At 65.4% G+C, this 15,418-nt stretch carries 15 protein-coding genes; 4 read left to right on the top strand and 11 right to left on the bottom strand.

The annotated features are described in order from the left end of the window. Positions 1 to 25: 25 nt before the first annotated feature. Entirely contained in the window at positions 26 to 490 is a 465-nt protein-coding gene (locus tag A6E15_RS20220) for a hypothetical protein (protein ID WP_139326557.1), read from the bottom strand. A 461-nt stretch (positions 491 to 951) separates the two neighbouring features. Here A6E15_RS20220 and A6E15_RS02555 point away from each other — a divergent pair, with 461 nt between their 5' ends. Further along, positions 952 to 1,836 (top strand): IS1595 family transposase, encoded by an 885-nt coding sequence (locus tag A6E15_RS02555; RefSeq protein WP_076143337.1) that lies wholly within the window; start codon positions 952 to 954, stop codon positions 1,834 to 1,836. A 443-nt stretch (positions 1,837 to 2,279) separates the two neighbouring features. Continuing rightward, positions 2,280 to 2,813 (top strand): hypothetical protein, encoded by a 534-nt coding sequence (locus A6E15_RS02550; protein WP_076143336.1) that lies wholly within the window; start codon positions 2,280 to 2,282, stop codon positions 2,811 to 2,813. An 844-nt stretch (positions 2,814 to 3,657) separates the two neighbouring features. Here A6E15_RS02550 and mutS read toward each other — a convergent pair. Further along, on the bottom strand, positions 3,658 to 6,363 hold the full coding sequence (gene mutS, locus A6E15_RS02545; RefSeq protein ID WP_076143335.1) for a DNA mismatch repair protein MutS: 2,706 nt from the start codon (positions 6,361 to 6,363) through the stop codon (positions 3,658 to 3,660). A 259-nt stretch (positions 6,364 to 6,622) separates the two neighbouring features. On the opposite strand from mutS, the gene A6E15_RS20730 reads away from it, so the two are divergent. Next, positions 6,623 to 6,808, top strand: a complete 186-nt coding sequence (locus A6E15_RS20730) for a hypothetical protein (protein ID WP_175607193.1) — start codon at positions 6,623 to 6,625, stop codon at positions 6,806 to 6,808. 7 nt (positions 6,809 to 6,815) lie between these two features. Here the strand turns inward: A6E15_RS20730 and A6E15_RS02535 are convergent, their stop codons facing one another. The 5 genes from A6E15_RS02535 to A6E15_RS02515 all read right to left on the bottom strand — a co-directional run bounded on the left by A6E15_RS02535 (position 6,816) and on the right by A6E15_RS02515 (position 9,766). Further along, positions 6,816 to 7,064, bottom strand: coding sequence for a hypothetical protein (locus A6E15_RS02535; protein ID WP_076143334.1), 249 nt, complete (start codon positions 7,062 to 7,064; stop codon positions 6,816 to 6,818). Positions 7,065 to 7,114: 50 nt separating this feature from the next. Further along, complete coding sequence (locus A6E15_RS02530; protein WP_076143333.1) at positions 7,115 to 7,438, bottom strand: hypothetical protein; 324 nt, start codon at positions 7,436 to 7,438, stop codon at positions 7,115 to 7,117. Between the two features lie 48 nt (positions 7,439 to 7,486). Beyond that, on the bottom strand, positions 7,487 to 7,732 hold the full coding sequence (locus A6E15_RS02525; RefSeq protein ID WP_076143331.1) for a DUF7861 family protein: 246 nt from the start codon (positions 7,730 to 7,732) through the stop codon (positions 7,487 to 7,489). Positions 7,733 to 7,817: 85 nt separating this feature from the next. Continuing rightward, positions 7,818 to 8,636, bottom strand: a complete 819-nt coding sequence (locus A6E15_RS02520) for an ABC transporter permease (protein WP_076143329.1) — start codon at positions 8,634 to 8,636, stop codon at positions 7,818 to 7,820. Further along, positions 8,633 to 9,766, bottom strand: a complete 1,134-nt coding sequence (locus tag A6E15_RS02515) for an ABC transporter ATP-binding protein (protein WP_076143327.1) — start codon at positions 9,764 to 9,766, stop codon at positions 8,633 to 8,635. The genes A6E15_RS02520 and A6E15_RS02515 overlap by 4 nt, the downstream gene beginning before the upstream one ends. Before the next feature lie 109 nt (positions 9,767 to 9,875). Between A6E15_RS02515 and A6E15_RS02510 the strand changes: the two genes are divergently transcribed. Continuing rightward, a complete protein-coding gene (locus A6E15_RS02510) occupies positions 9,876 to 10,640 on the top strand; it encodes a universal stress protein (RefSeq protein ID WP_076143325.1) in 765 nt (254 codons plus the stop codon). 30 nt (positions 10,641 to 10,670) lie between these two features. Here the strand turns inward: A6E15_RS02510 and A6E15_RS02505 are convergent, their stop codons facing one another. From A6E15_RS02505 to thiD, 4 genes are all read right to left on the bottom strand, one after another. Continuing rightward, complete coding sequence (locus A6E15_RS02505) at positions 10,671 to 11,363, bottom strand: universal stress protein (protein WP_076143323.1); 693 nt, start codon at positions 11,361 to 11,363, stop codon at positions 10,671 to 10,673. Then, a complete protein-coding gene (locus tag A6E15_RS02500) occupies positions 11,360 to 12,781 on the bottom strand; it encodes an APC family permease (RefSeq protein ID WP_076143321.1) in 1,422 nt (473 codons plus the stop codon). Before A6E15_RS02500 ends, A6E15_RS02505 begins: the two co-directional genes overlap by 4 nt. A 70-nt stretch (positions 12,782 to 12,851) precedes the next feature. Next, a complete protein-coding gene (locus A6E15_RS02495; RefSeq protein ID WP_076143319.1) occupies positions 12,852 to 13,841 on the bottom strand; it encodes a TIGR03560 family F420-dependent LLM class oxidoreductase in 990 nt (329 codons plus the stop codon). Further along, a complete protein-coding gene (gene thiD / locus A6E15_RS02490; RefSeq protein ID WP_076143317.1) occupies positions 13,838 to 15,199 on the bottom strand; it encodes a bifunctional hydroxymethylpyrimidine kinase/phosphomethylpyrimidine kinase in 1,362 nt (453 codons plus the stop codon). Before thiD ends, A6E15_RS02495 begins: the two co-directional genes overlap by 4 nt. Positions 15,200 to 15,418: the final 219 nt, after the last annotated feature.

Raw genomic sequence — 15,418 nt, 5'->3', positions numbered from 1 at the left:
ACAGGCAACTGATCAGTAGGCTTCTTCAACCCAGTGTCTGAAATCTCCCATCTCCTGGATATTCATCGAAATAGTACTTATGGAACTGAGCTATTTGGTCGACAGTTTTTGAGAGTTTTACTGGATCTATAGAATTGATCTCTAACTGAACCTCTGAAAGCCCAGTGGCAGAACTGCCATCTAATTCTGGATAGACGACTCTGACTGTGGGACATCCGTCAGAGCATAATTCACTGAGGTATGTATCAAAATCTTCTCTCTGATTTTCCTTAGCCCAGACATATGGTCTACTGATAGCGTTCTTAGATGAAATAGTTAGTTTAGTCCGGCCGCGTAATTCCCGAAGTACGGGGATTTTCTTCTTTAGCAGATAAAATGATGAATCACATTCCTCAATGTAGTCGACTTGTTTCACTAAAAACTCATCAACTTCTGAGCTTGAGGTTTTATCTTGTATACTTTCTTGGATAGTAGTGTGCCGGTCTTTCATTGACTCCGTAGTCTGGAGTCAAGTGAAATAGGCTCCAACGATCCCACCAACCGTAAGGCTCCCCACATCAAACCAAGAGAATAAGTTCGTTAGCAATCCTATCATTCCGGATTTACGCTTGTTCGCTGCCAGAATAACAAATAGATTAGTATTGGTTTCAGTGGAGAAGGGACATTCGAGAATTCTACAGACAAGAGATGGGTGTCCGAGAATTCGGGTAGAGTCGGACAGGAGAGCGTGAACCACCGGTAAGTACAGTGAATGGAGTTATTGATCACCCACTCATGAGTTGTTATCTATCCAAGCATTTTTTACTACATAGCTTCATGTGTCAACCATGGACAAAATCGGATACCTACACATAGGGAGTACGCTCATCCGTAGGAGATTGTTGATACTGCTGAACGGTCGCTGTGAAGTCAAAGAGGACAAGGGCACCGCGTCAGCGGTGCCCGACACGAATGATTCCACTCGATGTGTTTGGGTCGGAATCGGTCGCAGCGGACCTGTTGCAGCAGGTTCGCTGGTGTGACGGTGTTACCTGTCCCCGCTGCCGTTCTGACCGAACAGTCAGAAACGGCAGCTACAGAGAGTTCCAACGGTATCTCTGTAAGGATTGCGACCGCACGTTCAACGACAAGACAGGCACGATTTTCGCTCACTCGAAGGTTGCACTCCGCCGGTGGCTGTTCTCGATCTACGCGTTTCTCCGGTTTAACACGAGTCTCCGACAACTCCAGTGCGAAATCGAGGTCACACACAAAACGATGCACCGGCGCATCGAGCGCTTCGCCAGAGCGCTCGATGCGCCCTCTCTCGATCTTGTCGGCCCGGTCGAAATCGATGAAGTGTACGTTTCTGCCGGGAAGAAAGGCCGCAAGCGCGACCAGGAGTCGCGCTCGCGTGGCCTGTCCACGCGTGGGCGAGGTTCATACAACGGCGACAAGCCACCCGTGTTCATTCTCGCTGATCGCGGCACTGGACAGCGGTACGTAATCCCAGCGAAAGCCGCCGACGAATCGACGATTCGACTCCTCTTGGCAGACCGCCAAGAGGAGTCGTTGACTGTCTATACTGACGGCTTTCGAGCGTACGAGCCACTCGAAGAAGACGACGCATTCACCCGTGAATACGTCGTCCACGGTGACGGTGAATACGCCGACGAAGAGGTCCACGTCAATACCTGCGAGAGCCACGCGTCGCTGACGCGACGGTGGCTCTCGCCGCATCGAGGTATCTCGAAAGATAAGCTGACACAGTATCTCAGAGCGTTCCAGCTTCGCCGAGAACTATATCGAAAACCGGGACGAGACGCACTCAAACACGCTATTCGAGCAACACTCTGAAATCAACAATGAACTACGCAAGAGCGTAGGGAGTATAGTATTGCTTCTTGGTGGTACTGCACTGCTACTCACCTCAGGTCAAGCAGTTACTGGCCTAATCAGTTTCACACTCGCAGCAATGGTTGTGTATTCCTTCACTGAGCGGCACAAGCACGAGAATAGGACCTCTCCTGCATAAGCGTAAGTATAGCCCGTCCTGTCCAAGAGAGTTTCGACCCCCCCCCAACGGAATGCTGGCGTTCAATTCGCAGACGTAGTTACCGGAAGAACTGTGTCCGAGAAGTAGAGTAGAGGCGGACAGGAAATCGCGTGCCGGCGGTAAGTCAGAGCTGTCGGTACGGGGAGATTTCGCTTAGATCGCCCTGACGCGGTGTCGCTCATTTCCCTCGCGTATCGCCGTGCCTGCAATACATTCGAGACACTGGAGATCCAACGGCCGACAAATGCGGACGATCGTCGAGGCACTCGAACCCGACGTTCCCTACCGCGTGAGACAGCTGTTCGGTCCCGTGATCACCCGTCTCGGGCGAACGCTCGGGCAGCCCCAGTACCGCCTTCGCGATACCGAATACGTCGGCACCATTCAGCGGCCGCTGGGCGAATTCACGGAGACACTCCAGGAACACGGTTTCGAGTGGGACCTATTGGCGTGGTATCACCAGCCGCCGGTCGGGTCGGAGCCGAACGGTAGCTGGACGTATCGTCGGACGTTGCTCGCCGACAGACAGATCCACGTCATCCTCATCGCTCACTCGCCGACGTATATCGACGTGTTCGCCCACGAGGAGTACAACTGGCTGCGACACCCGATTAACCACCTCTGGCAGGTCGGCATCGACCGGAAAGCCGGCAGTAGCAAAATGCGGCGGTGGATCGAGCGTAACGGTATAGCGGTCGATACCAAATCGCGTCGGCGACGACGAGTCGCACAGGCGGTAATAGGCCTCCATAAGGACCTCGTGTCCATCGTCAAGTAGCGTTGGAACAGAGTCGGACAGGCGATCGTGAACCAGCGGTAAGTACAGGGTGTGTCTCATCCGGTCAGAAGGTGTGATTGGGTAGATAGTGGTGAATATGATCGTTGTATCTCTTCAGGGAAACCCGACAGTAAAGTCCCCAGTCGCACTATAATTAGTTCTCCAAAAACCGTCATCTGAAAGCGCGGCCTCGGTTCCAATCCACAGTTCTTGAGGATTCTGTTCGTGATCTCCAGCAAGAAGAAAATCCGTCTTCACGCTTCCGTGGCCGATGCCAGTAGTGTCTGGCATGTCCAAGATAGTCGTCGATGGGTTATCGCCGTCCTGAGAGAGTGTCGCTTTGTATGCGTGGTCGCCTTCCCGAAGGGAGATCCCGGCTGGTGAGAAGCCAGCAGTGGACGGCGGAGAGCGGAATTTGAGCCGGAGTGAGTCGAGTCGAATGCCATCCGGCTGCCACGAAGTCACAAAGAATGGATAGTACTCGCGTTTCTCGTCATCGGTGAACTGTTTTTGGAACTGAATTCGCAATAGATCCTCGCCGTTCTCGCTAAACGCAGTACGACACCTCCATCGTCCTCGATCACACCATCGGCGGTGAGTCGTGTCTCACCCCCCACCGAAGTACACCCAGCTAAGGGTACAGCCATCAATCCGCTTGCAGCGAGATACTGTCGCCGATTCATGAGGTGCTGTGGTCAGAATGTAATCAAATATCTTTTGATGGGTTGTCATCGAAAAGCTCGCATGTCTCCCTACCGATTCAGCCGTTCCGTTTTCGGAACCCATCCGAGCGACGACTGGTAACTCGCACACCCCGACGTCAAACGCGGCATCGGCGGCCGGCTTACTCCTCGAGTCGCTCCTGTAACTCCTGCACCTTCGAGACGAGTTCGATCGGCGGCGTCGTGTTGACGTCGATCGACTCGAGGTCCTCGAGGACGGCCTCGGTCTCGGGGTCGATCGACTGACCGTCGCCCGCCGTCGGGCCGCCGTCGGTCGACGCCGCGGCGGATCCCTGCCCGTCCCCTGACGCCGCGCGCATCGTCCCGCTGCCCAGATCGAAGACCGCCTGTACCGGCTCGCTCGAGGCCCCGCCTTTCGCCTCGATGGCCTTCTCCTCGCGCAGGCGCTCTAAGACCTCCCTCGAGCGGTCGACGACGGGGTCCGGGACGCCGGCGAGGTCAGCGACGTGGACGCCGTAGCTGCGGTCCGTGGGGCCGTCTCGGACCGTCCGCAGGAAGGTGACCTCGCCGTCGCGCTCGTCGGCCGGGCGAGACGACGTCCCGCTGGCAGCCGGCGACTCCGGGTCGCCGGCGACCGCGACGTGGACGTTGGCGACCCGGGGCAGGTTCTCCGCGAGGCCCGTCAGTTCGTGGTAGTGGGTCGCAAAGAGGGTCTTGGCCTTGACCTCGTTGTGCAGATACTCCGTGGCGGCCCACGCGATCGAGATGCCGTCGTAGGTCGCGGTGCCCCGCCCCACCTCGTCCAAGATGACCAGCGACTCCTCGGTCGCGGTGTGCAGGATGTTCGAGAGTTCGCTCATCTCGACCATGAACGTCGACCGGCCCTGTGCGAGTTCGTCGAGCGCGCCGACGCGGGTGAAGATGCCGTCGACGACGCCGATCTCGGCCGCCTCGGCCGGGACGAAGCTCCCGATCTGGGCCAGCAGGACGATACACGCGACCTGACGCATGTACGTCGACTTGCCGGACATGTTGGGGCCGGTGACGACCAGAAAGCCGCGGTCCTCGTCCAGCCGCACGTCGTTGGGCACGAACTCCGTCGTCTGCTCGACGACCGGATGGCGACCCTGCTCGATCTCGAGGCGATCGCCCCGATGTAGTTCCGGCCGCACCCAGCGGTTCTCGGCGGCGTGAGTCGCGAGACTTGCCAGCGCGTCGATCGTCGCCAAGGCCCGGCCGACGTCCTGCAGCAGTTCCGCCCGCTCGGCCACTTCGTCGCGGAGCTCCGCGAAGAGGTCGTACTCGAGGTCGCCGCGCCGGTCCTCGAGCCGGAGGATCTCGCGTTCTTTCTCCTCGAGTTCCTCGGTCGTGAACCGCTTCGAGTTTTTGAGCGTCTTGATCCCCTCGTAGTGATCGGGGACGCCGTCCGCGGCCGATTTGCCGACCTGAATGTAGTAGCCGTCGGTCTTGTTCCGGTCGACGGTAACGTGTGAGAGCCCGTGCTGGCGCTTCTCGCGCTCGGCGAGGGTATCGAGCCACTCCCTGACGTCCTCGTGGCGCTCGATCACCTCGTCGAGTTCCGCGTCGTATCCCGTCCGGAGGAGTTCCCCCTGGGTCACCGTCGAGGGTGGGTCCTCGACGACGGCCTCTTCGAGGGTCTGGCGCAGCTCTCGGGCGACTTCCCGGTCCGGTCGGTCGACGATCGCCGAGAGGGCGGAGTCGGCCAGTTCCGGCGTCGAATCGATCGTCTCGGCCACGGCCGGGAGAACGGCCAGCGTCTCGCGGACGGCGACCAGATCCCGCGCGTCGGCGCTGCCGTGGCTGGCCTTCGAGGCCAGCCGCGCGAGGTCGTAGGCCTCGCCGAGCCGATCCTGGATCTCGTCGCGGGCCAGCGCCGCCGTCGACAGCGCGGCGACGCCGGCCTGACGTTCCTCGAGCGTCTCGAGCGACCGTCGCGGGCGCTGGAGCCACTCTTTGAGCAGCCGGCCGCCGGCGCTGGTCTCGGTGTGGTCGATCGTCGCGAACAGCGAGCCGTCGCCGTCGCCCTGCATCGTTTCCGTGAGCTCGAGGTTGCGCTGGGTAGTCGCGTCCAGCGTGACGTGGTCGTCGCCGTGGTGGGCCTGGATGCGGGTCATCGAGGCCAGCACGCCCGCGCCGGTTTCCTCGACGTAGGAAAGCACTGCGCCGGCCGCGGCGAGCGTCGGTTCGCCGACCGACAGCCGGTCGACGGTCTCGGTCCCGAACTGGTCGCGGACGGTGTGGGCACCGCGTTTGGGTGCGAACGCTTCGGTCTCGTGGAGGGTCAGCGTCGCGTCCAACCGCTCGCGGACCTGCTCGAGCAACTCGTCGTCGGTCCGCACGTCGGGGCCGGGCAGGACCTCGACCGGGTCGAATCGGTAGAGCTCCGTCAGTGCCTCGTCGGCGTCGGTGGCGTCGGCGACGAGGAATCGGCCGGTCGTCACGTCGGCGAACGCGAGGCCGTAGTCGTCGCCGCCGTCGACGACCGCCGCCATGTACTGGGCGTCGGCGTCGCTCGTCTCGAGCAGGGTGCCGGGGGTCACGACGCGGACGACCTCGCGTGCGTGACCGGAGTCGGTCTCGTACTGGTCGGCGACGGCGACGCGGTAGCCGCGCTCGACTAAGGCCTTGAGATAGGGCGTCAGGTCGTCGATCGGCACGCCGGCCATCGGATAGGACGAGCCGTGTGACGATTTCTGCGAGACTTTGAGATCGAGTTCCTCGCTGACGAGTTCGGCGTCCTCGCCGAAGAACTCGTAGAAGTCGCCACACTGCATCGTCAGGAGGTCGGCGTCGGTCCCTTCCTTGAGCGAGAAGAACTCGCCGACGATCCCCGTCGCCTCGGTCATATCCGGTGACTGTCCCTCCACCGCAAAAACCCTGCGGGATCCGCGGTGAACGTGGTCGGCCGGCGACGGGACCGGCGGCCCTACTCGGAGCCGTCGTCGGTCGGCTCGAGCGGGATCGCTCGATCTCGAGGTCGTCGTAGTCGCGTTCGCTGCCGAGAACTGGCGTCTCCCGCGTGTCGACCATCCCCGCGTGAAGCGAGTCGAAGTTCGTCATCCCGTGTTCGTCCTGATACTTGACCGCCTTGAGAACGGCCTGTGAGTGGTCCTCTGGTCGAACCGGGACGAGTTCGACGAGGTTGGAAATCGCTCGAACGCGATCGACGTCGTAGTCGTCGAGGAGGAGAAAGAGTTCGGCGTAGGCGAGGATCGACGTTTCTACCTCGTGGTCGTCGAGGGCAGCTTTCGCCTCGGCCTGCAACCAGTCAGAGTCCTTGAGAAGCGCTAGCAGGAAATCAGTCTCGACGTACATCGTTCGCCGCCTCCTCGCGGGCCAACTCCCGGGCTTCGTCGCGCAGTTCGTCGATCGATTCGTCGTCGAACGCATCGCCGACGGCTTCTCGAAGTCCCTCGAGCGGGTCGTCGTCGATCGGGATCAGCTCGATGTGGTCGCTGTATTCGACGACGTGAAAACGCTCTCCGTGCCGCTCACGGAGATCCTTCGAGAGATATAGCCGTCCGCGGTCGTCAGTTTCCGTCCCCACCGTTCACACGCATACGGTTACAGTGGGTGCTACTTAGATTCTTCCCAAGATCAGTACAGCGTCCCGCCAAGCGGCACGTCCTCGTCGGGCGAGACCAGCACGGGATACCCCTCCTCGCTCGGAACGCCGACGGTCAGCGCCTCCGATTTGAACCCCGCGATCCGCACGGAGCCGAGATTCGTCGCACAGAGTACCTGTCGGCCCTCGAGGTCGGCGGCGTCGTGGTGGTGGTCCAACTGCGCCGCGGACTGGATCTCCTCGTCGCCGAGGTCGATCCACAGCTTGGTCATCTCCGGCTTCTCGGCCTCGGGGAACGGTTCGGCCTCGAGTACTTCGCCCACTTCGATCTCGACGTCGAACGGACTCTCGACCATGCCTCGCGGTACCGTCGCCACCGAAAACTAGGTGTCGGTCCGCGGCCGTCAGCCGCCCCGGGAGCGGTACCAGACGCGGGCACCGATCGGCGACTCGTCGGCCCCGAGGTCGAGTCGCCGGAGGACGAGGTCCCGGATCGCGACCGTCACGACGAGTTCGATCGACTCGCCGCCCGCGGTCGTCACCTCGAAGACGGCGTGACCGTCCCGCTCGGAGACGGCGGCGATCGTCCCGACGGACCACCGCTCGAGGTCGTGGGTGGGTTTGCGCGCGTGGATCCTGTCGTGGGCCATACGGAACTGAACGGGGCCCGCGGGGGAGAGTCTGGCGGCGGCTGCGGTTCCGGACGCCGTCGGTCCGGTGTGGGCCGGAGGCGGGTCAGTAGTCCCCGAGGACGCCGAGCCGACGCGCCCGGCGGGTCGCGTACTGGAAGACCGCGTAGCCGAGCGCGAGGTACCCGACGGCGACTCCGAGCAGGACCGCGAGATCGGCCGCCGGGAACTCCCAGAGGCGAACGTTATCGATCATCGTCCGCTGGAGGAGGGCGCTGCCCTGCGCGAGCGGGAGGAACCGCAGCCAGCCGAGGTCGAACGCGGGCGCGGAGATCAGCACGATAAAGCCGAACTGGAGCAGGTTGAGCCAGTTGCCGACCCGCTTGTAGAGGACGGTCACGCCGCCGGCGGCCAGTCCGAGGCCCAGTACCGAGACGATGCTGAGCGTCGCGACGACGACGATCGTTCCGAGGTTCAACTCGAGGCTCCGCCCGGTCATGAGCAACATGACAGCGAGGAGCACAGACGAGGTAACGAACGACCGGACGATCTTGGCGAGGCCCTTCAACAGCGCCACGGGAGCGAAGCCAAAGGGCGACATCACGTGGCGCTCGAGGGTCCCCCACTGGACCTCGCTCCCGATGTCGTTCGAGATCGAGGAGTACGCCCCGACCGAGAGCGACCACAGGAAGTAGCCGACGATGAGTCCCTCGATGGAGTCGGTCAGCGCCTGCCCGGCGATCGCCCGGCCGCCGTAGAACAGCAGCCCGAAGAAGAACACCGAGATGACGAGCCCGCCGACGGCGTTGGCCGGGTAGCGGACGAAGATCAGGTACTCGCGGTAGAGGACGGCCCGCGCGAGGTGGCGGTAGCCGGCCGGCCGCGGACGGTCGGTCGCGTCCCGCCGATCCGCTCCCGCGCTCATCGGTCACCTCGGTCGCCGCTCGTCAGTTCGACGAAGACGTCCTCGAGGTCCGGCTCGACCGTCCGGACGCGCTCGAGGGTCACGCCGTCGCCGCGAAGCGTCGCCAGCAGCTCGTAGAGGCCGTCGCTGTCGGTCACGACCTCGATCCGGTGGCCGGCGTCGCGTCGCTCGGCCTCGAGCGAATCGAAGCGCCGTCGCAGCCGCGAGACGAGGGCGGCGTCGATGTCGGCGCTCGCGATCCGAACGCAGTGGCGGTCCGTGTCGGACAGCAAGGCGTCGACGGTGTCGTCCGCGACGATCGCCCCGTCGGACATGATGAGGACGCGGTCACAGACCGTCTCGACGACGTCCATGTCGTGGCTGCTGAGGACGACGGTGAGGTCCTCCTCCGCGGCGAGGCGTCGCAGTTCCCGCTGGAGCGTCCGGGAACTCTCGATGTCGAGCCCGAGCGTGGGCTCGTCGAGGAAGACGACCTCGGCGCCGCCGGCGAGGACGCTGGCCAGCGACACCTTCTGTTTCATCCCCCGGGAGAGATCGCGGACCGGAACGTCGGCTTTCGCCTCGAGGTCGAGCTGGGCCAGCAGCCGGTCGTGGCGGTCGCGGACCGAGTCCGGGTCGACGCCGCCGATCGTGGCGAAGTACCGCAGGTTCTCCCGGACGGTCAGCCGCCAGTAGTCGTTTCGCGCCCCCTCGAGCATCGCGTCGACGGCGCCGTAGGCCGCCCGCGGTCGCTCCCGGAGGTCGATGTCGCGGATCCGGACGCTGCCAGCGTCCGGCACGACCATCCCGAGGATGGACTTGATGAGCGTCGTCTTGCCGGCACCGTTGGGCCCCAGCAGGCCGACGATCGAGCCGGTCTCGATGTCGAAGCTCACCTCGTCGACGGCGATCACCGCCGTCTCGCCGTCGCCGAACCGCTTGGACAGCCCGGTGACGGAGACGGCGATATCGCGGTCGGCCGTCGCCGACGGCTCGCGGTCGTCCGGGCGCGTCTCGGTCGGTAGCCGCTCTTTCTCGATCCCCCGGTCGGTTCCGACCGTGTCGTCGCCAGCGGCCGCGCCGGTCGCCTCGCCGAACGCGGCCACGGCATCGACTCCGTTCGTCGTCCCGCTGTTTTCTCGCGCCGTCACGGTACTGGTTTAAGTCCCCGAGCTACAAAAACGCCCGGCCGCCCGTCGAGACGGAGCCGTCCCAGGCCGGGATATATGACGCTGCCCGTGGGAGGACGACTCGTCAGCAATGTCAGACCGCGACCATCGCGTGTTGATCCCGGTCGACGTCCTCGAGGGAGAGAGCGTCCCGCGGACGCTCGTCGACGCGTTCGCGTCGATCCCGGTCGTCCTGCTGGGCTATCGCGAACTCCCCGACCAGATCGGCACGGAGCAGGCACGCGACCAGTACGGTGACCGCATGCGGGCCGAACTCGCGGAGCGCCGGACGGTGTTCGAGGACGCCGGCTGCGACGTCGCGTCGCGACTGGCGTTTACCCACTCCCGACTGAAGACGTTCGAGCGCGTCGCCGTCGAGGAATCGTGCGACGCCGTCCTGGTCTGCAACCCGGCACCCGTCCTCGAGTCGGTACTCGTCGCGATTCGGAGCGACGTCAACGTCGAACACATCGCCCGGTTACTCTGTACGGTCCTCGCCGGTACGACGCTCACGGTCACCCTCTTTCACGTCGCGACCGACGAGGCGGAGCGAGACGCGGGCGCGGAACTGCTCCAGACGGCGCGATCGGAACTGGTGACCGCGGGTCTCGACGACGAGCGGATCGACCGTACGGTCGTCGTCGACGACTCGCCCACGGCGGCGATCCTCGACGCCGCGGCGGCTCACGACCTCCTCGTCCTCGGCGAGAGCCGACCGTCGATCCGCCGTTTCGTCTTCCGGGATCGCGTCGAACGACTGGCGCGGGAGACGGTCGATCCGGTCCTCGTGATTCGCGGCGAGTACCTCGAGGCGACGGCGGAGGACCCGGAATCCGGCGGCGAAAACGAGGAGTAGCGAACGTGCGGGTACACCGACACGCGGAGATCACGTGCCGTCGGAACTCCGAACGACGAGGACCGGACCGACCGACTCGGCGGCGACCCGCTCTTCGTCCTCGCCCAGGAGGAACGACCGCAGCGACGGGGCCCGCTCGCCCATGACGACGGCGTCGTGGTCCGCAGTGGCGCCCAGGAGTGCCTCGAACGGCGCGTCGCCGACCGCAAGTTCGGTCTCGGCGTCGATACCGGCCGCGGCGAGGGCTTCGGCGGCCGTCTCGAGGGATTCGCGGCCGCCGGGCTCGTCGTCGGTCGCGAGAAAGAGCGTGACGTCGATCTCCCGATCGGCGATCAAGTCGGCGACGAACGAACGAATGCGGTCGACGGCGACATCGCCGGAGAGCGCCACGAGAAGCCGATCGACCGGTCCGGTCACGCCCGGAATAGCGTAAGCGTCCGCTCCGGTCTCCGCGGCGACTCGGTCGATCGTCTGCTCCCGATCGTGGGTGAACACGAGGCGGTGGTCGGCCTCGCTGCCGGCCGCTTCGAACTCGGCGACGAGATCGTCGAGGGCGGCGGTCGCCCGGTCCTCGTACTGGAGTCGCGCCTGGTCCGGCGGCGTCTGCTCGGGCAGAACGTGATAGCCCAGTACCGTCACGTCGGTGGACGCGAGCAGCGTCGGCAGTCCCGCCGGGACCGTCTCGCCCTCGAGGATCGCCAGCGGGACGAGGACTCGAGTCATTGGAGTGCCCCCCTGAGCGTGACGTCGCGGGCGTAGTAGGCGTACCACCCGGCGGTCACGAGCATGATCGCGACGCCGATGAGCTGTGACGCGCGTTGCATGAAGCCGATCAGGGCGAAGCTGGCGAGCGCGCCGAGGATCGGGACGACGGGGTAACCGGGAGTCCGGAAATCGGGGTCGTACCACTCCGGTTCGTCGCGACGCAGTGCGAGCAGGGCCACGCAGATCAGCCCGTACGTGATCAGATGCAGGAACGAGGCGACCTCCGCGAGCAGTTCCACGCGACCGGTCGCGACCAGCACGAGGATCGGCCCTCCGGCCATCCCCAGCGCGACGTGGGGCGTGCCATAGCGGAGGTTGATATTGCTCGCCCGTCGCGGCAACAGGGCGTCCTTCGAGACGGCGTAGATGGCTCGAGACGTGCTGAGGATCGACGCGTTCGCGCTCGACATGGTCGCGAGCAGCCCGCCGAAGACGATCGCGACGGCACCGGCCGCGCCGAGGTAGTGGCGGCCGACCTCGACCATGGCCGTCTCGCCGAACTGCGCGAGTCGTTCGCTCCCGAAGGCGCTCGTCGCGACGAAGATCGTCGCGACGTAGAGGACGCCGACGACGAGGACGGAGCCGACCATCGCCAGCGGCAGGTTCCGGCCGGGGTCTTTCATCTCCCCGGCGACGGTCGCGACCTGTGCGAAGCCCAGATACGAGGTGAACACGAGCGCCGCCGTCGTCAGTATCGGCATCGTGCCGAAGGGCGCGAACTGTTCGGGCGCGGATGGATCGCCGATGAGCCCCATCGCGTCGAGGCCGCCGTATCCGAGGAAGACGACCAGGATCGACAGCAGTAACGCGACGATCCCGTTCTGGAGCTTCGCCGCGTTTTCCGTCCCGGTGACGTTCAACACGGTAAAGCCCGCGCCGAACAGCAGCGCAAGCGGGATGACGAGCCCGTCGCCGACCGCGACACCGAGTTCGGCGAGCGTATCGACGGCGTAGTAGCCGAAGCCGACGAGGTAAAACGCCGTCGCGAACACCAGTCCGAACCACAGCGACAGTCCGACGACGGTCCCGGCGAGCGTCCCCAGACCGCGGGAGATGTAGTAGTAGCCGCCCCCGCTTTTCGGCATCGCCGTCGCGAGTTCGGACGCGGGCAACGCGACCAGCAGCGCGACGAGCGCGCCGATCGCGAACGAGCCCGCCGCGGCGGGGCCCGCCTGTCCGGCGGCCAGCCCCGGAAAGACGAAGATGCCCGCCCCGATCATCGTCCCGATCCCGATGGCGAGGCCGCCGGTGAGCCCGAGCGTCCGCTCGAGTTCGGCGTCGTCGGTGATCGTCGCCTCGTCGGTCTCGACCGTCGGCTCGAGCTGCGGTGACTCCCCGTCGACGTTGGTCCCGCCGACCGACGACGAATCGCTCATACCGAACGCGTCTCACGCCTGCCGTATAGCTCTGCTGTCGAATCCGGGGTATCGGGATGCCGGCGGACGCTCAGTCGGTGAGTTCGTCGGCCAGCAGCGCCAGACTCTCGTCCCCGCCGTCGACCGCGTTCGGCACCGCGAGCATGACCTCCTCGATGCCGGCGTCGGCGTAGTCGGCGAGCCGATCGCGGACCTCGGCCGGCGTCCCGGTGGGTGCCGTCCCGAGGTAGCCCGACAGGAAGAACTCGCGGGGCTCGCTCGGGCCGTCCGCGGGCAGGAACTCGTCCCGGAAGGCCTCGCGTTTTCCCTCGGCCGCCGCGGTCGTCTCGCCGACGAAGACGAACAGCTCGGCGGACTTGCGGATCGCGTCGTACCGGGCCTCGCTCTCGCAGTGTTCCCGCAACACGTCGAGCTTGTCGGCAAACCCCGCGGGCTCGAGGGTGCCGTAGTTCCAGCCGTCCGCCAGTTCGGCAGTGTAGCGCAGCGTGAACTGCTCGCCGCCGCCCCCGATCCAGATCGGTGGGTGGGGCTCCTGAACCGGCTGCGGTTCGCAGAAGGCGTCCTCGAGGTCGACCTCGAGATGGCGGCCCTCGTGGCTGTAGCTCTCGTTTCGCCAGAGCCCCTGTACGATCTCTATCGTCTCGGCCAGCCGGCGGAGCCGTTCGGCGGGTGGCTCCCGGAACTCGTAGCCGAAGCGGTCGTACTCGGCCTCGTACCAGCCCCCGCCCAGTCCCAGCTCGAGCCGGCCGTCGCTGATCCGATCGACCTGCGCCGCCATCTTCGCCAGCAGGGCGGGATGGCGGTAGGACTGGCTGGTCACGAGCGTCCCCAGTCGCACCTCGTCGGTGGCCTCGGCGACCGCGCTCAGGGTCGTCCAGCACTCCTGTGTCGCCCGCCGCGGGTCGCCGATCCACGACTGGAAGTGGTCCTCGAGCCAGACCGCGGCGTAGCCCAGCCGCTCGGCCGCGAGTGCGGTCTCCCGGACCGTCTCGATCCCGGTGCCGTACTGGGGCAGGACGATGCCGGTCTCGAGGGCGGCGTCGCCGTCGGCAGGGCTCATCGGGTCACCTCGCGCTCGAGCGCCAGGGTCCGGTCGGCGAGCGTCTCGGGGTCTTCCGCGACGAGTTTCACGAGCGCCTCCTTCCCGACCTCGCCGCGGTCGACGACGGCGACGGGTGGGTCGTCGCGATCCGCGAGGGCCCGCCGGGCCCCCCAGCCCATCGTACTCCCCTCCGTGTCCCTGATCTCGGCCGGCTGTTCGCCGCGGTCGTATTCGGCGATCGGCCACCCGAGGGCCTCGAGCGCGGCCTCGATATCGGCGTCGAACCGGCAGTTGACCGCGAATCGCAGATCGGGGACGAACTCCCGCGCGGAAAGCAGGAAGCGAGCCACGTGGCTCGAGGCCCCGAACCGGACGCCCCGGTTGGGTTGAATCCCCGAGAGCGTGTTCGTAATGCGGCCCTCGACGGCGGCGGTCTCGGCGACGGACTCGGCGTAGGGGGTCGCGCCGGCGACGTTCATCCCCACCTCGGGGACCAGCGCGGAGACGTCGGCCGCGACGAACCGGTCGACGACCGCCTGGACTTCCTCGGCGGTGGGCTCCCGGGCGGCCTCGTTTCGCAGCGGGACCATGTGGTTGACCGCGCCGTGGCCCTCGCCCACGTCGTAGGCGTACCGCACCGCGCGGGCGAGGAAGTCCGTCGCACCCTCGACGGCGGACTCGAGCGGTTCGTCTTTCGCCAGTCGGGCTGCGATCGCGGCGGCCAGCGCACAGCCCGAGCCGTGGGTGGCGTCGGTCCCGACGCGGGGGTGTTCGAACGCCCGGACCGTCTCCGCGGTGACCAGCGTGTCCCGGACCCGCTCGCCGGGGACGTGGCCTCCCTTCACGAGGACGGCGTCGACGCCCGTCTCGAGGATCGCCTCGCCGGCCTCGCGGGCCGTCTCGTCGTCGGTGACGGCGATCCCCGTCAGGGCCTCGGCCTCGTCGGCGTTTGGCGTCGCGACCGTCGCCGCGCCGAGCAGGTCCTCGTAGGCCCGTTCGGCCGCCGGCTCGAGCAGGCGGTCGCCCGAGGTCGCGACCATCACGGGGTCGACGACCAGCGGGAACTCGAAGTCCCGGGCGCGCTCCGCGACGGCCTCGATGACCGCGGTCGTCGCGAGCATCCCGGTCTTGGCCGCGCCGACCGCGAAGTCGTCGGTGACGGCCTCGAGCTGGGCCGCGACCTCCTCGACCGGCAGGACGTGCGTGGACTCGACGCCGCGGGTGTGCTGGGCGGTGACGGCGGTGATCGCCGACGTGCCGAAGACGCCGTGGGCGGCCATCGTCGCGAGGTCGGCCTGAATCCCCGCGCCGCCGCCGGAGTCGCTGCCCGCGATCGTCAGCGCGACCGGCCGGTGCTCGGGTGCTGGTGTTCGCATACGGAACCGTATTCCCGGCTTATACTAAGCGGTGATGGTCAGCGACGCTGAGAGTCGTCCGCAGTGCGATCGACGCCGTCTCCCGTTCGAGGTCGCTCATCGGTCACGGAGGGAGACGACCTCGAGACGGGGACGCCTCGCCCGCGGTCGTTCGGGGCGGAACCATCGGCGGACGAAGCGGCCGGCAGATCCCGTCACGACTGGTTTCGAACGGCGACA

This window comes from Natrinema saccharevitans (assembly GCF_001953745.1).
Lineage (GTDB): Archaea > Halobacteriota > Halobacteria > Halobacteriales > Natrialbaceae > Natrinema > Natrinema saccharevitans.
The sequence above is the reverse complement of the archived record's forward strand: the minus strand, read 5'-3'. Positions and strand labels throughout refer to the sequence as shown.